The following is a 21298-nucleotide window of genomic DNA, read 5'->3' as shown; positions in this document are numbered from 1 at the left end:
TATAGTAGCATATATATAAGAGCTCAGCAATATCTTTTTTACCAATATCCGAGTGAACCTCCCAGAATCCCCCTACCTTACATGTCCTGCAAGGGATATGTGATCATTCTCCGCGTACCTTTATAATACATTCGTACATACATAAGTTAGTCCAGATTAAGAGAGGAGTTTTACAATTATGAAACTAATTCCCGGATTCCTTGCCGTTCTTGCCTTATCCGGTGCAGTCAGCTTATCCGCTGCCGCAGCAGAACAACCTATTACAGTCCTGATTGATCAGCAGAAGCTGAACCTGAGCTCCAGCTCGCCGGTCAAAGACAACGATTCTATCCTCGTGCCTATGCGCCCGATCTTCGAGAAGCTGGGCCTGGACCTTACCTGGGATGCCAAGACCAGCACCGTCACCGCCAGTAAGGAAGGCCTGAGCATCAAGCTGCAGATCGGCAGCAAAAAAGCCAGCGTGAATGGAACGGTCAAGTCGCTGGTATCCGCTCCCCGGATGATTAATAATGTGACGTATGTCCCGCTGCGCTTCGTCAGTGAAGCTACCGGCAACCAGGTGAGCTGGGATGCCAAAACTAATACCGTAGCGATTACCAGCGCAGCAGACACTGCTGCATCCACCAAAGAAATCTCAGCCCTGTTCGATAAGTACGCCGACTATTTGAATAATGAGAATGCCAAAGGTTTCGTGTCGCTTATCGATCCGCAGTCTCCGCTAACCGCGATTGGTCCGCAGCTTGAGGAACAAATGGCGGAGTATGATACCAAGACCACCATTGAGCAGCTGAACATTATTGATGTGCAGAAGAGTGAAGCAACTGTGCAGACGATCGAAACCAGCAAGAAGCTCGGCGGTGCTTTTATGCTGAACAGCAAAGCTGAGTACATCTATTCCCTGACCCGGAGTACCGGCAGCACACAGTGGCAGATCAGCAATCTGCAGATCAAAGCAATAGAGTATTCCCTTCCGGAGGGGACACTCGAAACAGCAGTTTCGGTCCCCAAAGCTGAGGAAGATCTGATCAATGCTGTGGTTCAGGCTAATTTTGATTATACCAACAAAGAGAACCTGGACGGCCTGCTCTCGACCATTGACGAGACTTCTCCCGCATATACTCAGACCAAACAGGTGTATGCCCAGATGTTCCAGGTCTATGATCTGGATTCCGCTATCGAGTCTTCCAAGATCATTGATTATACAGCCGATGAAGCTTCCGTATATCTGGTGCAGACGACCAAGAAACTAAGCGGTCCTGCGTTACCGGATAGCCGCTCCACCACTGTGACAACCCTGAAGAAGTCTGCTGACGGCAAATGGAAGCTTTCCCAGAGCTATATGCTTAAAACGGAACCTTTGAAGCCGTAAGGAACTGCTCAGGAAACATTGAATTCATCTGCGTCAAAATAATCTGCAACCCAAAAAGCAGCGCCGCCCTCAGAGGACGGCACTGCTTTGTATTAAACCCGGTTTCCGGTTACAGGAATCTCCGCTTCAGATCCGGTGACGGGAGCAGACACTGCTCATCCCGGCCGAACCAGCGGTAGCGGTTCCTTGCCACAAGCCTGTACAAGGCGTTACGCAGCGGTTTCGGCACCAGGATGAACACATATGCGAGCGGCCACGGAAACCGCAGTCTGCGGGCAATCCGCAGCACTGCAGCCGACTCTGTATAATAGCAGCCGTTCTCCACAAGCACCACAGTGTTTAACTGATTGCCGGGCAGGCTGCCAGCCCTCAGCAATTCCTTGGCCGCCTCACTCTGCAAGGAGGCGAACATGAAGTTCGCCCGGGGATCACGGGGAACAATGAACCGGACCAGCCCCTGGCACAGATGACAGACTCCATCAATCAGCACAATGGATTTACCCTGCATTTCCTTGTACTCTTCAGCCACTTCGCCGCCCCCTTCCTCTTAATCATAGTGTACCCTTCATATCCTCTTCTGAAAAAAAACAAAAAACGCGGGATAGCTCCCGCGCCTACAACGTCCGTACGTGTAATTATTCAGCAATTGCCTTGTTAATCCACTCGTCCCCGATCATTTGCCCTTCGAAATCAGCTGTGAAGGAATCCATGCATCTGCAGATGAAATCTTTGCGGCATACCGGACATGGCGTCTTGAGCAGGCGGCTGATGTTCGTCATTTTCCATTCCGGAAACCGATTGTAGAACGCGCGGCACTCCGTTCCGTCAGCAAGCTTGATAATGAACTCGTACAATCCTTCCTTATCATTGCTGCTGGCTTTAGTCACATTCGTAATATTCGGTCTGTAAGACATCTTCATCACCCATTATTTAAATTTTTGGTAGTTAATAGCACACGCGACATTAACAGATACTTAGACATATTAAAGAATTTCCGGGGTGATGTCAACCAAACAGCAAGCTCGCGCCCGCTATTTATTGCACTTCTAACCTTCTCCGACTCTATTTAGCCATTATTCCCAGCTTTGTTCATTCCTACCCGTTGTTTCTGCGGCTCCACATAGTATAAGACCGGACATCGGCTGTCCGGCCTTATACGGGAACATATCATTTTCAATGATATAACTTCACCATACCTTACAGTACGTTCAGTTCAACCTCAATATTTCCGCGGGTCGCCTTCGAGTACGGGCAGAAATCATGAGCCTTCTTCGCCAGATCTTCCGCTACAGACCGTTCAATACCCGGCAGCTTCACATCCAGTTTAACCGCAAGCTTGAAGCCTCCGTCGCTCTCGTCCTTGCCAATCAGCACGTTGGAAGTGATCTCCACATCCTGCAGCTTCACGCCCTCCTTACGGGCAATGTTGGCTAGCGCACTCTCATAGCAGGCACCATATCCTGCCGCGAACAGCTGCTCAGGATTCGTACCGGCACCGCCGGGACCGCCAAGCTCCTTCGGAATTTTGAGGTCATGCTTAAGGGCTCCATCCGATGATTCCACTGAACCCTCGCGGCCCCCGCGAACGGTTGCTGTAGCTGTATATAACGCCTTCAGTTGCACTGCAGTCATCTTTGATCTTCTCCTTTTTCAAGCGGATTTTGTACCGACACATACCTTTAACTTAAACATCCCCTGCATTTTGAAACGATTATGCAATGTTGTCACAACCTGGAGGGTTGCTTCTGACGGTGAATAGTGTACAATTAAATTGTGATAAATCAATGTTCGGGAGGAATTATCCATGAGTGTCTATGATTATGAAGCCAACACCCTTAAGGGCCAGGAAGAATCACTCTCCAAATACAAAGGTAAAGTACTGCTTGTCGTGAACACAGCCAGCAAATGCGGTTTCACTCCTCAATATAAGGGTCTCCAGGAAGTGTACGATAAATTCAAAGACCGCGGATTCGAAGTTCTGGGGTTCCCCAGCAACCAATTCGCCAAACAGGAGCCGGGCGAGAGTGAAGACATCGCCGAGTTCTGCGAGATTAATTACGGTGTAACCTTCCCTATGTATGAGAAAATAAATGTTAACGGCAGCGAAGCTCATCCCCTGTTCAAATATCTGTCCAAAGAAGCACCCGGCGTACTCGGCTCGAAGAGCGTGAAATGGAATTTCACCAAGTTCCTGGTGGATCAGGAAGGCCGCGTGCTGAAGCGGTTCTCACCGCAAACCACACCGGACCAGATTGAAGCAGACATCGCCAAGCTGCTGGAGTAGAGCGACCTAATTCATCTGTCTGCCGCAAAATACAAACACCCTTACTGCCCGCATGAATGCCGGGTGTAAAGGGTGTTTTTTTCATCTTAAGCTTACCGGTAACTTCCTGTAATTAACCCCGGCGCAAGCCTTGCCTTATCTAGCCCAAGCGCATCTGTTCACGTACGTCCTTCCAGGATATCAATCGGATTTCTTCGTCCACCAGCAGCTGTCTGAATTCCTTGTCCATATAGAAGTTATATTCCATTTCTCTTTTGGCCGAAGAGGGGGTAAGGGTGCGCATTTCGGCAGTATCCCTTGAAGGGTGCACGACCAGCTCCGTTATTCCAGCTTTCATTTCTTGGATGGCCTGCGATAATTGCCGCCTCACATCAGGATAACCTTCCCCCTGCTCCTGCTCATAAGGCAGAATGATTAAATCATCAATCAGCGGGATTCCCCGGCGGTCTGCCGAATGAATTCTCTTCTGGAACAACTCCCGCATCTGCGGAGATAAAAAAGACTGGTTCACAATGTTCCGGGGCAGCTTGAACGGCAGCCGGTATTCCTCACACAAGTCGAAGGCCAGCTCCAGAAAATCGCGTCCGCCCGCCAGTCCCAATAGACTGCCCTCATGACTGTCCAGATGTGTCGGATCAATCCCCATCCGTATGGCGGCTTCGATCTGATTGCGTACTTCAGTCCTGACTGCTTCTTCAGCAGCCTGAAGCGCCACTTCAGCCGATGTCCCCCAAAAGTACCCCTCTTGAGTCATTAACGATTGAACCCTTCCATCTCTCGTCACCGGCCCCCACTTATACTGCGGGAAACTGGAAGTAAGCGTAAGATGCACACCGATATTCGCTTCGCGGTTATGTGCGGCATAGTCAGCTGCCTGCTTAGCCCAGGGCCCTGGCATCATAATCATGGCGGAAGTAATGTCCCCCGTGTCCCAAAGCTTCATAATCGCCTCATTCATAGAGTGGCACATGCCGAAATCATCCGCAGTAATAATCAGGCAGCGCCCGTTCAGACTCCGCTTCCCACTCCATTCTTTACTCCGTCCGGTATACATCATCCTCATCCCCTTCTTATTTGATTTCACTCCATGCTCCTGCAGCTGCAAACCCAAATAAACAGCAAAAAACCTGAAGTCCCTTATGGATAAGGAATTTCAGGTTTCTGCTGTTACATGTTATGCGGTAGAGAGGACTCGAACCTCCACGGGTATACACCCACTACCCCCTCAAGATAGCGTGTCTGCCATTCCACCACTACCGCGCGGTGTGAACAAATGTTAAAGCTTTGTTTGAGGCCAACATTCAATATTATAAATCCATTGCCGCAAAAAGTAAAGATGCCCTTTTAAGAATTTTCACTCCTGTCAGAGCATCGCTTATTTAATTAGAATTCCCGTCATCCGCCTTGCGCTTACGGTACTCTGTAAATTCAATGTATTCCTTGATAAACTCCTTCTCTTTCTGCAGCAGTTCATCCGTTTGGCAATTCAATTGCCGTATTTGGCCAAAAAAATAATCCTCTCCGCTTTCTTTCACCGTGTCCACACTCCGCTTGCCCAGAATCAGCCAATCGAGGCTCACATTAAAAAATGCGGCGATCTCAATCAGCTTATGCGTGCCGGGCGTCGACTTGCCCCGCTTCCAGTCTCCCATGTTGCCGGTGCTGATATTCAGCTGCTCACAGAAAGCTTTCTTCGTAAGTCCTTGCCGTTTGATGAGAGATTCAATTCGTTCGTAAATGGAGTGCATTCGGTAACCCGCCTTCCGCCAAAATGTTTTATACGTAAAAACGTTATTTTTTATTGTAAAATGACGTAAAAAAGTATATAATTAACTATTATTATGTCTTTTCCTAATTATAACATAGCGGCTGGATAGTCGATAAGAGGTGAGTGATCTGAACAGCAAACGACCTATTACTCCATATGGCTGGGCTATCAAACAGCGTCTGACAGAACTGCATTTGGACCAGAAGAAATTCTGTGAGTTACACGGCATCCCACCCTATCGGCTATCCAACCTGATTCACGGCACACGTAAAGCCGACCGCTACCGCCGCCAAGTCGCCGAACTGCTGAACCTCCCGCCATCCTAGCTTGTCATTCCTGCACCACCCAAGGAGCGATTACCATTGCCGGACAGTATCTCTTCTTCCATCATTCAATCCCTGAATGCCATGAAGCATAACTCGCTGGTAATCGGCAGCACTGGGGACATCCGTTTCGCCAGCGATCACTGGGAAGACTTTAACCGGCTGTACGGCTTCTCAAGTGCTGGGGACTGGCTCGAATTGAATGTGCTGGAGCTGTTTCGGCACAAGCTGGCTGATCCGGACGGGATGGTGAAGCTGGAGCAGCTCATGCGCGATATTTTTGAAGGAATCCGCCTTGCCTCCAGTGTTGAAGTAACTCTCCTGACCGGCAGTGGCAGCAGCAGAATATTTCACCTGGATATCTTCCCGCTCATTACTGAACAACAAGCACCCGCGCATCAGACCGCCGTCCTTACACTTCGAGATATCGGCCCTTCCCCTAATGCAAAGGAATCTGCCGGTCCTGCCCCTGTAACCCAGAGCCCCAGCGTCGTCCATCTTCATACAACCCCCCAGCTCGTGCCCATCTGTGCAGCCTGCAAGTCAGTCCGGAACAGCCAGGAGGAATGGATCACCATCGAACGTTTCCTGAAGCTGCAGCTCTCTTTACAGTTCACCCATGATATCTGCCCGGACTGTATCCGCGAGCTGTATCCGAAATATGCGGCGGCTCTGAAGTGGTGAATCCTGTTAATAAGCTCTGTTAGCGAGACCTTGCCAGAATAATTAATTCTCCATCCCATTCGGGAATAAACAAGTGGTTGTTATAATAGTCAAGACTGCAAATTTTGGGTAGCTGCAGAGCAAGCGGATTTATAGATATAGCTGAATCATTAATGTAAGAAGGGACTCTTGAAGTACGGCCAGCAATCGTGGTTATCCGCCCCGTTTCGTGTTCGACCGTTCGAACCACATGATTCTGTGTGTCTCCAATGAATAGATTGCCCGCCTCATCAATCGCCAAAGACCAGGGCCCATCGAAGTGCTCATCCTGATTAGATCCGAAGGTTGCCTCTAATGCCGGGCCGTCATCTCCGGAATAACCACCTGTCCCCGTACCTGCCACTCGTATTACTACATCACAGCTAACATCAATCATCCGTACACAATAATTCCCGCTATCCAGAACATAGATATTGCCATCAGGCCCGCGCCGCAGATCAAAAATCCAATTAAACTGCACTTCATCCCTTGCTGCCTTATCCTGCGCAACCCCTGGTACACCGTTACCGAAAGTGGTAAGCAGCCGGCCTTCAAGGTCGAACTTGTGCACTCTGCATCCGGTCACCTCATTAATCCACAAGAAACCGCCCGGATCATACTCGCAATTGCCGATGTCCTTCAGCCCCCATACGTCTCCGGCGATCAATAGCTGCGAACTGCCTGTAAAGTGATTTATCCGGAATACCTTGTTATTCCCGCTGCTTACAACCATGATTGTATCTGAATCTATTGTAGTCATATAAGTGGGGTTAGCCAGATCAACATGGATATGCCGGACTCCAGCCCTCACCGGTGACTTCCCGGCCGTCCAGCTGAGCGTATTGCTGCTCCTGCTTATTTTCCCCAGCCAATGTGTATCATGATCCAGTATGAACCGGTTCCCCTGACCGTCGTGAAAACCGAAATGACAGTATCCGTCGATAATTGTGCTCCGCTCTTCAAAATGCAGAATACGTTCAACCGTCCAGTTCATCGGCGGACTCTCGCTTTCCTCTTGATCAGAATCATCCTTTGGATATCCTCAAGCTGTCCGGCAGCTTCGACCCTTATCCATAACCATTTCCCGTCATGATACTGGGCTGCAGAATCATACACGGAGCGGAAAGCGCCGCTGAACTCTGCACATCTGTCCTGATATCCTTCAATCTCCTTTTTTCCAAGGACAAGCAGGACGGTAAATCCGTTTTTCTCCGGGAACATGTTAAATAGGGTTTTTCCACTTTTACGGTACCTGACGTTCCAGCCGTAATTCTTGCCGCCATAATTCCATTCGGCTACATGGTCGTAATGCTCCTCTGCAAAGCTCATTAATTGAACCCAGGCATCCTTCGCCCCACTTCCAAGAGATGAATACAGCTCGTCTTCCGTTGGCATTTCGTTTTTATCGGTAAACCGGTCACTATTCATACCTGCACTCCCCTGAATTTATGATTCAAAGCAAGCATTCGCAGGCTGTCATTACGAGTATTGTAGCATTTTATTGCAAAAAAACGGAAACCCTTATCGCTAAGGATTTCCGTTCTCCATAGCTTGATTCAATTCCGAAGGAATACCTTGCTGTGACAAATATACCCCAGATTTAACCAGTAGTGTCCGTTAGGCTCAATACCAGTGAGGACGGTCACTCTTGGCACGTAACTGCTGAAGCGCCTTTATCCATTGAAGCCAGCTTCTCATTACTAGGATGGTCTGACAGTAATACTGAAATGAATAGCAAGGCTAATCATGGTCGTATCTAACCATAATCAGCCTGCTTCGGTGACGAATAACGTTATTCGGTTACACCATTAAAGTATTCCCGTGCTTTCTAACAAAATAGTAAAATCTTCATAAGGGCATTACATGGTTATATCTGTTATTTGTTGACTGATGCTTTCATTCGGCACTAAGTAGCCTCCACCTGTTTAAGTTCGTAGTACCACCTTTACAACACTAACGTCAATCAACTTTCAAACCTAAGATGTATTCTACTCTTGACTTAGTAGCAAAGCTTGTCTCCCTAATTTTATACTCATCTTTACTATCAATTAATTTCTTACATACTTGAATATCTTGCACCAGCTTTTCAATGTCATTTTTATCTATATTTTCTTCGAATTCAACGTTTTCAAGGTAAATATCCAGCTTGTAATATATAAAATCAGCAATTTCTTTATATTTTAAACTCTCTATGGCAATAGAAATAAAATATAATGTTTTAGTAAATAAACTATCGTTTACTCTTCTCCAGTCTTCTTCCAAGGTTTTTGCTGAAACTTGAGCCACATTTAAACCTTCTTCTTCAATGTATTCCTCAAAATCTAGCCCTATTGATGATTTTATCGATTCATAACTTGTCATATTCATATCATCAGTCCTTATTTCATATTTTTAGAATAGACATTCAACTCAATATTTGGAAACTTACGTCTAAACCCCATAATTAAATTAGAACAACTTTGACACGCATCTAGTTCTGTAAACAAATCTATTCGCCCTTTAACATTAGGATCTTTTATTTGAGAGCGCATATTCTTCCTTCTCCAGCAGTGGTACGCTTTTGTCTGTAATGGAAGGATCGTAGTCACAGGCTTTGATAGCTAACTGCTTGTAATATCCGCTGAGGTCCTTCCCGGGCTGATACTGGACTTCGCTTATCCCCATCGACTTCAGCTTCTTGCGCGCTTCTTCTGCCTGCTGATGTGCAGCCTCCATTTGTGCCTGATTGCCAAAGGTCTTATACACCTCGTAGGCGGTCTGTGACTTTCCAATCTGCTCCCGTGCTTCGTAAATCTCTTTCAGCTTCATCTGCGCGGCCAGTCCATTGATGCTTACCAGGCCTGACTGCTGAATCATTCCCCGCAGCTTCTGCACCACCGGATCGCTGCTCCATTCATCCCTGGTACTTAGAATCGTTAACGTACATATCAGGCTGGTCACGGCCTTCTGTGCCAAGAAGGGGATAGAAAGTGGACCGAATGACCCACGGCTGCCTCCGCTTCCAAATAACCCTGCCAGTACACCCAGTTGCTGGCTGAGCTGACCTGCCTGCCGCTTATTCTCGGCTTGTACACCCTGGACGCCCTGAACGGCACTACGGATCAGATCCTCCAGCTTCTCAGCCTCGCTGGTTAATTCCTTGATGAGCAACTGGCTTTCTGATGGTTTGACCCTGCTAGGATGGTCTGACAATAATACTGAAATGAGAAAACAGGCCAATTATGTCGTTTTTGACTATAATTGGCCTGCTTCGGTAACGGAATAGCATTATTCGGGCTACAACATTAAAGTATCTTTGTACGTGCAATCAAAATAGTAAAAACTTTATCCGGGCATTATTATTGGTTGACTGATGCTTTCATTCAGACTCTGTGTAGCTTCCCAACAAAGAAAAACTTTGAAAAGCACGAAGTCAATCAAGGTTGTTTACTCCACCTGATCAAACTAAAATTGCGATAGTTCATACGGCACTTAATGCATCTATCTACCATCTACCATCAATCAGATAGTCACAGCACTAAAGATAACTCATTTTTAGCTCTATTTAAAAAACATATTCCCTTAATTAGGTTACTCTGAAAAGCCGCCTCCGTATCTCTTCTATCTCCTTTTTCACAATGTTTAGTTCAGCATCCTCAAATTGATTTAGTGTGTGCAATAATATATCGGCTTCTGTAAGTTTAAAAAACTCATCAGAAACATCGGGTCGAACTTCATTATGCTCAACGCTTAATTTCACCAAAATAATATAAATCATTAGTTTTTCCAATTCATTTGCTTCAATTACTGTTTCAAATTCATAAAGCGCTCTTTCAACTGATTGGGTGACATTCAGTCCAAGAGCTAAGGATTGGTCAAAATTTTCACGAACTATTTCACTAGCCTCTTCATAACTCCAAATCTCCATTGGAATCCTCTCTTCATTCAATCTTAATAGAATTATTTCTTTCCAGTATAAATGTTCAGTTGTATATTGGGATATCTTCTTCTAAATTCCAAGATAACATCACTACAGCTAGCACAGGCCAACCGTTCAGTAAATAAGTCAATAGTTCCAGTGGCTTGTGTGTTTTCCCCAAGTCTATATGCTACGTCTTCCAATATTTTAACTTCAGTATCCCATTCCCGGCTATAAGCTTTTTCTGTTCCAACATATCCATCCTTATCGACATTAATTGTTTCAAAGCTCCTTTGCTCTTTTGATTTTAATAAAATAAAACCGTCTGAACCTTTATCAGTTGCAAAGTTTACGCTACTGTGAGCTTTTAATTCATTAGGAAGTCCACTAATTTCTATCTTGGCAACACCTAGATTGCCAGATTTTTTGATTGAGCTTGGTAATTCACTTCTTATCTCATCAACTCGTTGTTGGAGTGCTGCTGCCACTCCAGTCTTTCCCTTCCCCCCAACCCGAACCTCCTCAAGCTCCTTACCCTTCCCATCAATCTCCGCCTTGGCCTTAGCGGTGCCATCCACCTCTTTAAACTTCACTTCACGGATAGACCCGTTCACGAGCTTCTTTACACTCGCCAGCCCTTTGCTGGCGGCGGTGAATAACGCATCTCCCGCTCCCGCTATTGTCGTGTTCACACCTACCGAGATTAAGCGCTCTCCCACGCTTTGCTTCCCATCATCCCGGTAATCGTTGATCGCGTCCATGGTTTCTTCAAGGGTTCCGCTGATCGCTCCGGCTACCATCGATTTAAGTAAGGTGGGCGAGAACTTACCTACCACGCCTGGTGTCTTCACTGCGCCCAAGAACTTCCAGGGCAGGCCGATGCTAATGAAGGTTCCGGCTATTTGTCCCGCTTTTTTTCCATACGGATCGTCCATTGGGTTCACATAGCCTTCCGGCATTGGACCTGCAATCCAGTCCCCCAGCATCCTTGGGAGTCCAAATGTGGCCGTGTTAATGGCTTGGACCATCATATTGCTTCCACCCATTAGGATGTTCGCCACTGTCTGATTCCCTACTCCGCTTCTCGCCAAACGGTCTTGATCTGCTGCTTCCTTATCCAGCTTCTCGTAATACGCCTTGAGTTCTTCATATATCCGGTCCTGTTCCTCAGCTGGTAAAGTAACCCAGTACGTTCCTTTCAGCCGCTCGATCACCGCCGGATCGTTCCGGTTCAGGATATCCGCTTCTGACACGCTGTTACGCGGGTCTACCGGCCCTATCGTTGCTTCCGGTTGGATCAGGGCCAACTGCTGCTTTGCCCACTCCCCCTGTATTCCCGGCTCCATCGCCATCCGCAGCAAAAGCGCATATTCTTCCTTCTCCAGCAGCGGTACGCTTTTGTCTGTAATGCTCGGATCGTAGTCACAGGCTTTGATCGCGGACTGCTTGTAATATCCGCTGAGGTCCTTCCCGGGCTGATACTGGACTTCGCTTATCCCCATCGACTTCAGCTTCTTGCGCGCTTCCTCCGCCTGCTGATGGGCCGCCTCCATTTGTGCCTGATTGCCAAAGTTCTTGTACACCTCGTAGGCGATCTGTGACTTTCCAATCTGCTCCCGTGCTTCGTAGATTTCCTTCAGCTTCATCTCCGCGGCCAGTCCATCGATGCTTACCAGGCCTGACTGCTGAATCATTCCCCGCAGCTTCTGCACCACCGGATCGCTGCTCCATTCATCCCGGGCACTCAGGATCGTTAACGTACGAATCAGGCTGGTCACGGCCTTCTGTGCCAGGAAGGGGATAGAAAGTGGACCGAATGACCCACGGCTGCCTGCGCTTCCGAATAGCCCTGCCAGTACACCCAGCTGCTGGCTGAGCTGACTTGCCTGCCGCTTATTCTCGGCTTGAACACTCTGAAATCCCTGGACGGCACTGCGTAACAGATCCTCTAGCTTCTCAGCTTCACTGGTTAATTCCTTGATGAGCACTTGAGCCTTTAGCAGCTCCTGCCCCAGCGGGATGCCGCCCCAGTCCGAGGCTTTTCCCTTGAACTGCAGATGCAGGCGGTTTGTGTCCTGGCTGACCAGTCCAATCTTCGTCCGCAGGCGCTCTACTTCATCGACATTGAACAATAGTTTCGTCGTCGCCATGGCTTCCCCCTGCTAGTTTCTAATAAAATCAGCTATGCAGTATGCTGCATAGCTGATTGCATTCTTATGTAGTGGGACTCTTGCTGTTTATTTGGATAAAGAAAATTATTTAGAAACTTTTGTTCTGAGCAGCTTTAATTTCTTTAGAAAGAGTTTCATAACTGTTCGAAACATTTCTCATATGAATTCCAATATTCTCAAGAGCTTGGCCAAATGCAGTAAAAGTTTTATCCATTCCTTTCACCTTTTCCGCAAACTCTCTTGCGGCAGTATCCTCCCAGATACTGTTCAACGTCGTAGCTGTAGTCGTAATTTTTTTCATTAAATTATCGTATTCTCCTTTTTGTTTTATAATATTCTCTGCAAGTGTTTTCAAACCATCATAGTTTACTGTTACTTTGTCTGCCATTATAAATCGCTCCTTATAAATCATATTTTTATATAAAAATGAACTTGAAAAACACAATTATTAATTTGAAGGAATTTCAAGTTCATTAGTATAACTCAGGTTTCACTTAATTTATTTATCGGATAAACGCGTAAATTATTTTATATTTTATTCCTTTAAAAGAACTTTTTACCTTAATTTAAATTATCTTCATTTCCCCTGCCCCTGATAGTCATTCCGCACCGAGAAATCCGATTCGAACAGGATTATATCTCCCGAGGTAAAGGAAAAGGTCTGCCCCATTTCATCTGTGTCTGCAGTCATCTGGCCTTCAATCGCCCACATATTGGCTTCAGGCGCTTTGTAGCCCAGAATGCGGGTGCCGGCATCACTATTTTTGACCGTATAAATTTCGAACTTCACCAGGATATATCCGCCGGTAATGAACTCCTGTTCATGGCCGTCCAGTGCGCCTCCATAATGATTCGCCAAAGTCACAATGTTAGTCCCCTTGGGCAGGATGTAAGGAGCTATCGGCAGGTTGTATTCTCCGTACCAGTGCTGCACGCTGCGTACTGCGGCAATGGGGTTTACTCCATTCGGAATATTCGTAGGACCGACTAAGGTACGGGATGTATAAGGCAGAATTTCCAGGTTATAACCTTCGGCAATCTCGGTTTTGCGCTTTACATACTGCTCGTAGAACTTCAGCCAATTAGTTTGTCCCCGCTCTGCCTCCGTGAGGATATAGTTATACTCATAACTGGCCGCCGTGGATAACTCGCCGCCCGATATGTTTCGCAGGCCATCGGCCAAGCGGTAGGTGCGGGTATAGCTCAGCTTGTCCTTCGGTGAGCCGACGCCGATCATCTTATTGCCCGAACCCGAGACGTCATAATACAGATCAACAGGCGCTGCACTTCCTCCAGTCTTCGGAATAAAATAGAAGCTTGGCTCAATCCGGATTCCCTCTCCCGGCTGCCACAGATTCCCGATGGTCCGAAAGTCGAATAGAAACGAATAGCCGTTATGCGGAATGGTCAATTGCTCCGTGGGATGTGAACCTTTGCGGATAGGGTGATGCCACTGTCTTTGTCCGCTTAAAGCCGTTGGTGCACCATTCTCATCGTTCCCGCCCGTATAATACATTGCGCTGCTATGGTCAAGGTTGCCCGTTCCCGTGCGGAATACTTTTTCAAATCGGAAATCCCCGATATCCCAGATCCGAAAATCGAACAGCCGGCCGACCACACCGACATTGAAGCTCTCCGCTGCGCAGTAATTCGCCAGATTACCGTTCAGATTTACCTGACACAACTCCGCCCCGTCTGAAGGTGCATTAATTGCCCAGGATTGTGTATGAATGGTATAGTCCCCTTCGTTAACCCAAGTAGGCATGGTAAAGTTCATGTACGGTGTCCCGACAGGGATGTTGATCCAGGTGTTTTCCGGGTAATACTGCCCCTCTTGGAACACATCGAACGGAAACTGGATGCGTTTGTTCTGCGTGTACTTGCCATAATCCCGGTTGCCGTAGCCGGGAATGTTCAGGTGCTGCCCGCTCTCTGTGAAATGAACAGTAAAGGGCCGGTCCAGAATCAGCACCGTCCGGTCGTAATCCGGATCCATCCTCTGGTCGTAAGGACGGTTATCATCCGGGAGAAGCGAATAGTTGACGACTGGTGTGTGTACGGTTACGGAGTTAATACCATTGATCGGATACGACTGGTCTCCGCGTCCCTCCACATTCTCGGGCAGCATCGTGTAATATATTGAGCCAGAACTGGCCGCATTTGCCCGGTTGAGCAGACTCCGGTTAATCATCAACTGGCCTTGATAAAGTACATCGCCTCCGGTATCCTGCGGATCGGCAATCCTTCCCGGAACGGGCCCGGTCTTTGTAGAGACAGTGTCATCCATAATTATCTGTCCGTTGAATACCAGCCGGTCATTCTGCACCTTTGGATCGTTCGTTTGCGATTCTGCAAGACTCTTAAGCTCCGCTGAATCATCAACATCGTCCGGGCCAGGTTCATGGTCCCCACCATCAACCACCTCCGGCGTAAACGATAGGGTTCCTGTCTCTTGGGGAACAACATGCTCTTCCACCACTGTGCTATTGGCAAGTTCAAGCGCTGGAGGATTATAGTTATTAGGGTAAAGTGTGACTGAACCATCCGGCAGTGCATAGTTCTCCATCAGTGCCCGGTCGATTTGATAGACAGATAACTGATCGATCTGCCAGTACGCATATTCTCTAGGCGTCAGTTCAAAGGTATAGGTTTTGTCAAAGGATGAATCTTTGGGAATTGGATCTTGGGGGATCGGATCTCCACCATCCTCTCCCGGAAGATCCGGCTGCGCTTCCTCCCATTTAGTAGGATAGGTAACATCCACACTGCAGGAATAGCGTATCTGCCCTGCCATATTGGCAAAGGTATGTTCAAACAAATAATTCTTTCCCCACGCATTGGCGTATAAATGATCTGAGGTAGGAATTCCGGTCGGTGCATCAAAATGTATCCCATTCGCTGCATCATCACCCAGAATGACCCCGCTCGCTGCCGGGTCCATAAATGATGCTTGCGGAGCCGCAATCTTGTTCGGAGGTTGAATGGTGTAGGTGCATTCGCCTGAGCCGGAGCCTTCTCCCCCGCCTACGGTTATGGTAGCAGTTCCATATAGGGAATATGGATATTTGTTCCACTTGGCTGTGATATGTGCAGTTCCTTCTGCATGGGCCACTACTTTCCCATACTGGTCTACAGTAGCTACTGCTGAATTATCTGAGCTCCAGATCGTATTCGTTGTCGCCGATGTCACATCGTTCCAATTGTTGGAGAAATCGGTCATATCAGTAGCCATTGTCCGCACCTGAGCCTGCAGATTTTTCGAATCATTAACTTGAAGAGTAGCATTTTGGAGTACACGCATTTGTTTCTTTTCAACTACATATCCTTCGTATTTTACATCCATTGGAATATAGTATTCTGCTGTATATTTATTCGCCCCATCCGCTCTAGTACCAAATTTTGTTTTTAGATTATAATTTAACGGATAGCCCGTATAGACCTTGATGTTAGCTGTCATTGTACCTGCCTGAAACTCCGGATTTCCGCCAGCCACAGCTGGCGTATAAGTGGCCCCAACTGCTTTCCATGCCATATCTGATATTTCCAGATTTTTGATTTCAGATATGGGGAATGCATTTTCTCTTTGGTCTTTCATGGATTCAGGGGCATAATCTCTCATATCCAAAATAAAATCGGTACGTTCTTTCTTCGGAACCGCAGAGTCTCCAGATCCATTCGTTAAAGTTGTTTTTGGCCCGCCTGTATAAGTTGCTGTCCATTCGGGACCATCTGATTGCACCCATACGACTTTGGGACGTGCCTCTTTCTCACCTCTTACTTTTACTTTCACAGTCTGCATGGGTGCCAGACCTTGCGGAGTTACATCAATGTCTAGGACCCCCTCCGGGTATCCCTGATTAAATCCTGTTGCATAAGACGGAACTGGAAATAGAGCAAGTATTAAAGCTAGAAGGAGTAAACCTACGCCCCACTTTTTCATACCGCCTCACCTATTCCTCTTTCGGTTTATAATAGAGCCAGTATCCGTCATCCATCGTCAAACCCTTTTTACTTTGCCCAACTTCTATGAATTGCACCTGCCATAAAGTAACCCCTTTTCCGTCCATATAGTTTGCAAAGAATTGCTGAGGTTCATCATAGGGTAAAGTATTATATCCATATTTATTTTTAAGATTATCAGTCCTTGTTCTATTTCCTGTAAATAAACCACTATCATGATCACTGTAATAATCACCTATGGAGAATGGACTTTTCAACGGATAAATAGTAACTTCAACATACGCCCTATATACTCCAGGTTTATCTTGTTCAGCTATTATTTCACTTTCATCGAAAAACAAAGGTGCATAAATCCCTTTAGGATTTTTGGGATCCTGTGCATTCACAAAAATGAAATGATTTAATTTGACAATACAGCTTTTATTTTTGAATGTGAATGTTTTCTCAGCAGCATCATTAAAGGAAGATTTACCCGTCGTAAACGGACTGATGCTCTCCATATTCGTCCGCTTGGTTCCCACTTCCCGCAGCTCATTTAATCCCACGAAACTGGCTGCCGGCTGCTGACCGACCTCATTCAAACGCAGCAGGATAGCGGATGCTTCCGCTCGTGTCGCTTTTTGAGTTAATCCAAAGGATCCGTCCGGATAGCCGCTCATCAGCTTGGTCCCCAGCGAAACCGCAATATACGGAGCTTGGGACTGTGAGACTCCCGGTTTAAAATACTCTTTTACCGGAAGCACCGTTGTAACTGTGTCCTGCAAGGCCTGCTTATACTCTGGATCGGCTGCCGCAAGTCCGGATGCCATCCATTTGGCAATTTCCATCCGTGTAATGGGCGTGCTTGGCTTGAACCCATTCGGATAATCACTGACATTAATGTACCCCAGTCCAATTGCCCGGTTCACTTCAGTCTCACTCCAATGCCCTGCCAGATCCGGGAAATTTCCCGGTTGTGTTGTCTCAGGCTGTGCCTTCGACGCCCTTGCCAACAATGCCGCGAACTCTGCCCGGGTTACTGATCCATTCGGTTTGAATGTGCCGTCAGCATAACCTTTGAAGTAGCCATTTTTTACCGCCGTATCGATAGCTGCTTTGGCCCAATGTCCTTTAATGTCCGTAAATGTAGCAGACTGCTCTGCTGCTAGCACTGGACGACTCTGCACCAACAAACTTGTGCATACCATAGAAACAATTAATAGGCTGTTAAGTATTATTTTTTTCATCCTGTCCCTCCTCTATTGGATTGAACTCATTCATTTGATTTCACCTAACCGCACAATCCTCCACAAAATACCCTTTCCTCGCAGCCTCCTCGGGATCGAACAGGCTCTCAATCACATTTGCTCCGGCAGGCAAGCAGCTTTCACCGTAGGCTGTACGCCGGCCTGCTTTCCGGGTTCCGATTAGCACTTTGCGCCGCATGACCGCGCCGCTGCCGAGGGAATAAGCATCCAGCAGCTCTCCGCCGGGAAGCGGATAGCCTTGTATAAAAGCCATCATCCCCACATCCTGTATCGACTGCTCCTGAAGACCGCGCGGCAGTGTGAACTGGATGGACAAGCCCATCCGCTTCACCAGCTCCAGGTGCCTGTTAATGGCCGTGGCCAGATCCTGTTCGACCAGTGAAGTGATCGTGCTCTGGCGGATCTCACGGAATAGCTCAAGTGAGTTGATAGGTGCGAGACTCGTCTCTGCAGCCAGCTCCGCATACTCTCCTTCATAGAATTCATTGGTCCCAGTGTCGTATACCCGTGCATTATCGTCCAAAGTGAAATAGAGCAAGTTACCATTCTGAAGCTTATAGTAGTAGGGCCGTTCCGGCCAGCTGACAGGCTTAAGCTCCTTCTCTCCTCCATTACTGGCTGTATCATCGAGCGTAACCAGCGTATATCCGCTATAACCGAACATCACAAGGGCCGGCATATGCATTTTCAGATTGTTCAATTCAGTCCTATTATTCTCCAGTCCGAATTTCAGCGCCAGGTTACTGTAGAACACACTCAGCACATCCTGATCCAGCTTCAGCTGGCGTTCCCGGCCATAATGGACTGCTGTTATCGTCGGCTGCATTTCCAGCCGGGACAGATAGTCTCCGGCATCATCCACTGCGGCCTGAAAATCATCGGAATAACGTTTGTACTGGTCTTCATTAAAGACCCGGAGGTCTTCTCTAGTATCATTAATAAGCACTAGCGGTATTACTATAATCAGAAAAACAAGCACTACACTAAGGGGCTTCACTTCGCACCATTCCCCCGTACTTCAAATTGAGCGGAATCAGCTCACTATGGAATAACATGGACCGCATCCGCGAAGCCAGTGTCGTCCCTGCGGATTCCACCCGGACATTGAACAGATCACCGACATGCATGGTGAACCTTCTGCCGGGAGCATCTGCAGCAAGCGAAGCTGCTGATCCAGGATACAGGACTCCCAATATATCCTTATTAAAATATCCGTCATACCTGACACTGAAGCTGTTCTGAAAGGTCGAATAATCATCAGGATTGGTGTATAGAGGCTCCAGGTTCTTTTTGTAATATTCCATTTGAACATCGAATACTGCATATGAAGCATCCAGCGTATGAAGAAACCTCTCATAATCTCCGACATCCACATACCCTTTGGCACGAACCGTATCTACGAACTCCACCATAGCCGCATTCGCTGCAAGCTTCGTATTCCTCTCTACTACCTCTGATTGGCGGAAGGCCGGGTAGACTCCAAACACAAATGCCAGCAGAATCACGATAATTACACCTTTTAGCGCATCTGCCATGCGGCTCCTCCTTTCTCAGCGGGCAGCAGAGATTTCCGTAACCATCTCATTAGTCCGCGTAACCCTTAGCTCATAAGCAACACCAGGCACACCCCGCAGATCCACTGCATCAAGGTCTGTTTCTTCATTAAATACAATGCCGTCTATCACTAAAATGTAATCCCCTTCGAGTGCCTGAGGAATCATACCAATTAGCTGCTCTCCTGAGACTTTCTTCAAATCACCAGTCCCTGTATAGGGGGCTAATGCAACTGTAGGCTGCTCCGGCCGACTGGCCTGAACAGTGCTGTCAGCTTCCAGGCGCAGAAACGTAAAGCCGCCAATTACGAACATGATCCAGGCGAATAGGGTTAGCAGGAATTGGGTGGCGGTTTTCATTACTTCACAGGGTCTTGATTAAACTCAATAATCCGGACCTCACCGTTTTTATCCCTATGCAATGTGGCTGTAAAGATAGAGAGCGTATTAATATTGCAGTTATAATCATTAGCCGCATTTACACTTTGATCGAGCATTTGGGATACGGAATAATTGTCAGCATCATCGTTTATATCTGAAAGATTAAGCTCTGTAGCCGCTGTTCCTTCGACAGCCGCTTTCGCTGGCACATAATAAGTTGTGTATGTATTCCGGGCATAGAAACCTTTCTTATTGACGCCTGTCTTAATCAGAATGGAAAATTGAGGTCTTCCCTTATACCGCATAGCAGCATTAATCACATCCTGACCGGACACATCCTTGTTATCATACATATTGAATTCCGCCTGATTGATCATTTGGGTCTGGGCCAGTGTCTGCTCCTGGGCACGGATAAAGTAATTGTTAATAATCAGATAAATACTTACCCCTGCAGCAACAATTAAGATGGTAACAATAATACCGATAACCCATTTCAGACCCGTTGAAATATTCTCCATCTTCAATAACTCCTTCCTGAATATTTATTTCTGCGTAAACACAATTAAACGCACTTCCTGATTACTGTCCCTGTAAACAACAGCTTTAAAGACGGATAGCGTATTTACCAAATGATTTTTATCTCCGTAGGAGGATGGTATCTTGGTCTGATCCAGCATTTCTGAAACACCGATGCCTGCATCGGAATTTTCAGTTTTCGTCAAATCAACAATAGGCTTATTTATATCAGTAGGCTGAGTATAGTTCTTCCCATATGTATTCTCTGCATAAAACCCTGTAGTATTTTCCCCGGTAATGATCTTAATCGCAAACTGCGGACGCCCCTTGTACCGCATCGCCGCATTGATTACATCCTGGCCGGACACATCCTTGTTGTCATAGCTGTTAAATTCCGCCTGATTAATCATCTGGGTCTGAGCCAGTGTCTGCTCCTGGGCGCGGATGAAGTAGTTGTTAATGATCAGGTAAATACTTACACCTGCGGCGATGATTAGAATGGTAACGATAATGCCGATGACCCATTTTAGACCCGTTGAAATATTTTCCATGAAGTTCTCCTCCTCACTTTATATTGAAAGGTTGCTTCTATATACTGTCAGTCCAACAACACTACTGTGCCTGAAAATAAATAGCCGCAATCCGCTCGTTCTTGTCTTTGATCAGCTTAGCCCTGTACCTGGATTGGGGGCTGATGTAAACCGGGCCGGAGGCATTTGAAATTTCCTCATCTGTCCGGGTATAACTAATACTGGTCCCTTCCTTGAACTCCCCGCTTGAATAATTAAAATTACGGCAGGAGCCCTCCCCGCTCGGATTCATACTAAATTCCCTGGTGGATACATCCTGACCGTAGACATAAGGTCTTTGAACATAAAGGCAGAAGCCCGGCTGTGACTCATAGCGGCGGTAAGCCGTAAGAATCTGCGAGCCGCTGACCAGCTGATTGTCGAAGGCGGAATATTGCTGCTCCGACAACGCCCTCGCCTGAGCCGCCGCCTGGCTGTTCGCAAGCTCAACTACAGGCTGTGTTTTCCCCCACAGGAACAGGCCGGAGGATATAATGGCCAGCGTGATCAGAATGGATATGGTTGTTTTCAAAAAGCTTGCTATATTCTCCATGCCT

General features: G+C 47.1%; 25 protein-coding genes and 1 tRNA gene. 4 read left to right on the top strand and 22 right to left on the bottom strand.

All coding sequences use genetic code 11. The annotated features are described in order from the left end of the window. Positions 1 to 178: 178 nt before the first annotated feature. Positions 179 to 1369: a copper amine oxidase N-terminal domain-containing protein gene (locus P40081_RS06845; RefSeq protein WP_042134312.1), complete on the top strand. Its 1191-nt coding sequence runs from the start codon at positions 179 to 181 to the stop codon at positions 1367 to 1369. 109 nt (positions 1370 to 1478) lie between these two features. Here P40081_RS06845 and P40081_RS06840 read toward each other — a convergent pair whose 3' ends face one another. The 3 genes from P40081_RS06840 to P40081_RS06830 form a co-directional block, all read right to left on the bottom strand. Further along, positions 1479 to 1877, bottom strand: coding sequence for a thiol-disulfide oxidoreductase DCC family protein (locus P40081_RS06840; RefSeq protein ID WP_042140821.1), 399 nt, complete (start codon positions 1875 to 1877; stop codon positions 1479 to 1481). 127 nt (positions 1878 to 2004) lie between these two features. Then, the gene (locus tag P40081_RS06835) at positions 2005 to 2283 is read right to left on the bottom strand and encodes a hypothetical protein (RefSeq protein WP_039296361.1); all 279 of its coding nucleotides are present in this window, start codon (positions 2281 to 2283) and stop codon (positions 2005 to 2007) included. A gap of 283 nt (positions 2284 to 2566) precedes the next feature. Then, complete coding sequence (locus P40081_RS06830; RefSeq protein WP_042140820.1) at positions 2567 to 2986, bottom strand: organic hydroperoxide resistance protein; 420 nt, start codon at positions 2984 to 2986, stop codon at positions 2567 to 2569. A 187-nt stretch (positions 2987 to 3173) separates the two neighbouring features. Between P40081_RS06830 and P40081_RS06825 the strand changes: the two genes are divergently transcribed. Beyond that, positions 3174 to 3653, top strand: a complete 480-nt coding sequence (locus P40081_RS06825) for a glutathione peroxidase (protein WP_042134311.1) — start codon at positions 3174 to 3176, stop codon at positions 3651 to 3653. Between the two features lie 139 nt (positions 3654 to 3792). Here P40081_RS06825 and P40081_RS06820 read toward each other — a convergent pair whose 3' ends face one another. The 3 genes from P40081_RS06820 to P40081_RS06810 all read right to left on the bottom strand — a co-directional run bounded on the left by P40081_RS06820 (position 3793) and on the right by P40081_RS06810 (position 5401). Continuing rightward, positions 3793 to 4737 carry a polysaccharide deacetylase family protein gene (locus P40081_RS06820; RefSeq protein ID WP_081969851.1) on the bottom strand — a complete coding sequence of 315 codons (945 nt, stop codon included), beginning with the start codon at positions 4735 to 4737 and terminating at the stop codon, positions 3793 to 3795. Positions 4738 to 4830: 93 nt separating this feature from the next. Then, positions 4831 to 4913, bottom strand: a tRNA-Leu gene (locus P40081_RS06815). A 119-nt stretch (positions 4914 to 5032) separates the two neighbouring features. Continuing rightward, entirely contained in the window at positions 5033 to 5401 is a 369-nt protein-coding gene (locus P40081_RS06810; protein WP_042134309.1) for a helix-turn-helix domain-containing protein, read from the bottom strand. A 148-nt stretch (positions 5402 to 5549) separates the two neighbouring features. On the opposite strand from P40081_RS06810, the gene P40081_RS39235 reads away from it, so the two are divergent. Continuing rightward, entirely contained in the window at positions 5550 to 5747 is a 198-nt protein-coding gene (locus P40081_RS39235) for a Rha family transcriptional regulator (RefSeq protein WP_076242814.1), read from the top strand. A gap of 36 nt (positions 5748 to 5783) precedes the next feature. Then, entirely contained in the window at positions 5784 to 6428 is a 645-nt protein-coding gene (locus P40081_RS06805; RefSeq protein WP_042134307.1) for a nitrogen regulation protein NR(II), read from the top strand. A 19-nt stretch (positions 6429 to 6447) separates the two neighbouring features. On the opposite strand, the gene P40081_RS06800 is transcribed toward P40081_RS06805, so the two are convergent. The 16 genes from P40081_RS06800 to P40081_RS06730 all read right to left on the bottom strand — a co-directional run bounded on the left by P40081_RS06800 (position 6448) and on the right by P40081_RS06730 (position 21294). Beyond that, on the bottom strand, positions 6448 to 7440 hold the full coding sequence (locus P40081_RS06800; protein WP_042134305.1) for an NHL repeat-containing protein: 993 nt from the start codon (positions 7438 to 7440) through the stop codon (positions 6448 to 6450). Further along, entirely contained in the window at positions 7437 to 7874 is a 438-nt protein-coding gene (locus P40081_RS06795; RefSeq protein WP_042134303.1) for a DUF3788 domain-containing protein, read from the bottom strand. Before P40081_RS06795 ends, P40081_RS06800 begins: the two co-directional genes overlap by 4 nt. 531 nt (positions 7875 to 8405) lie before the next feature. After that, a complete protein-coding gene (locus P40081_RS06790) occupies positions 8406 to 8813 on the bottom strand; it encodes a hypothetical protein (RefSeq protein WP_042134301.1) in 408 nt (135 codons plus the stop codon). A gap of 11 nt (positions 8814 to 8824) precedes the next feature. After that, complete coding sequence (locus tag P40081_RS37315; RefSeq protein ID WP_081969850.1) at positions 8825 to 8977, bottom strand: deaminase domain-containing protein; 153 nt, start codon at positions 8975 to 8977, stop codon at positions 8825 to 8827. Continuing rightward, positions 8952 to 9596: a hypothetical protein gene (locus P40081_RS06785; RefSeq protein ID WP_042134299.1), complete on the bottom strand. Its 645-nt coding sequence runs from the start codon at positions 9594 to 9596 to the stop codon at positions 8952 to 8954. Before P40081_RS06785 ends, P40081_RS37315 begins: the two co-directional genes overlap by 26 nt. A 415-nt stretch (positions 9597 to 10011) precedes the next feature. After that, a complete protein-coding gene (locus P40081_RS06780) occupies positions 10012 to 10353 on the bottom strand; it encodes an Imm3 family immunity protein (RefSeq protein ID WP_042134298.1) in 342 nt (113 codons plus the stop codon). A gap of 32 nt (positions 10354 to 10385) precedes the next feature. After that, a complete protein-coding gene (locus tag P40081_RS38930) occupies positions 10386 to 12494 on the bottom strand; it encodes a deaminase domain-containing protein (RefSeq protein WP_052421705.1) in 2109 nt (702 codons plus the stop codon). 109 nt (positions 12495 to 12603) lie between these two features. Further along, positions 12604 to 12903: a WXG100 family type VII secretion target gene (locus tag P40081_RS06770; RefSeq protein ID WP_042134296.1), complete on the bottom strand. Its 300-nt coding sequence runs from the start codon at positions 12901 to 12903 to the stop codon at positions 12604 to 12606. Between the two features lie 189 nt (positions 12904 to 13092). Beyond that, positions 13093 to 16047 (bottom strand): DUF5704 domain-containing protein, encoded by a 2955-nt coding sequence (locus tag P40081_RS06765; protein WP_197074339.1) that lies wholly within the window; start codon positions 16045 to 16047, stop codon positions 13093 to 13095. A 418-nt stretch (positions 16048 to 16465) separates the two neighbouring features. Then, positions 16466 to 17701, bottom strand: a complete 1236-nt coding sequence (locus P40081_RS36225) for an S-layer homology domain-containing protein (protein WP_081969848.1) — start codon at positions 17699 to 17701, stop codon at positions 16466 to 16468. A 40-nt stretch (positions 17702 to 17741) separates the two neighbouring features. Next, a complete protein-coding gene (locus P40081_RS36220) occupies positions 17742 to 18719 on the bottom strand; it encodes a hypothetical protein (protein ID WP_052421702.1) in 978 nt (325 codons plus the stop codon). Continuing rightward, a complete protein-coding gene (locus P40081_RS06750) occupies positions 18706 to 19257 on the bottom strand; it encodes a hypothetical protein (RefSeq protein ID WP_042134293.1) in 552 nt (183 codons plus the stop codon). Before P40081_RS06750 ends, P40081_RS36220 begins: the two co-directional genes overlap by 14 nt. A 15-nt stretch (positions 19258 to 19272) precedes the next feature. Next, on the bottom strand, positions 19273 to 19635 hold the full coding sequence (locus P40081_RS06745) for a hypothetical protein (RefSeq protein ID WP_042134291.1): 363 nt from the start codon (positions 19633 to 19635) through the stop codon (positions 19273 to 19275). Then, positions 19635 to 20174, bottom strand: a complete 540-nt coding sequence (locus P40081_RS06740) for a hypothetical protein (RefSeq protein WP_042134289.1) — start codon at positions 20172 to 20174, stop codon at positions 19635 to 19637. Before P40081_RS06740 ends, P40081_RS06745 begins: the two co-directional genes overlap by 1 nt. A gap of 24 nt (positions 20175 to 20198) precedes the next feature. Beyond that, positions 20199 to 20723, bottom strand: coding sequence for a hypothetical protein (locus P40081_RS06735; RefSeq protein WP_042134287.1), 525 nt, complete (start codon positions 20721 to 20723; stop codon positions 20199 to 20201). Positions 20724 to 20784: 61 nt separating this feature from the next. Then, complete coding sequence (locus P40081_RS06730) at positions 20785 to 21294, bottom strand: hypothetical protein (RefSeq protein ID WP_042134286.1); 510 nt, start codon at positions 21292 to 21294, stop codon at positions 20785 to 20787. Positions 21295 to 21298: the final 4 nt, after the last annotated feature.

This window comes from Paenibacillus sp. FSL P4-0081 (assembly GCF_000758565.1).
Lineage (GTDB): Bacteria > Bacillota > Bacilli > Paenibacillales > Paenibacillaceae > Paenibacillus_AQ > Paenibacillus_AQ phytohabitans.
Note: the sequence above shows the minus strand (reverse complement) of the source record. Positions and strands in the feature narration are given on the sequence as shown.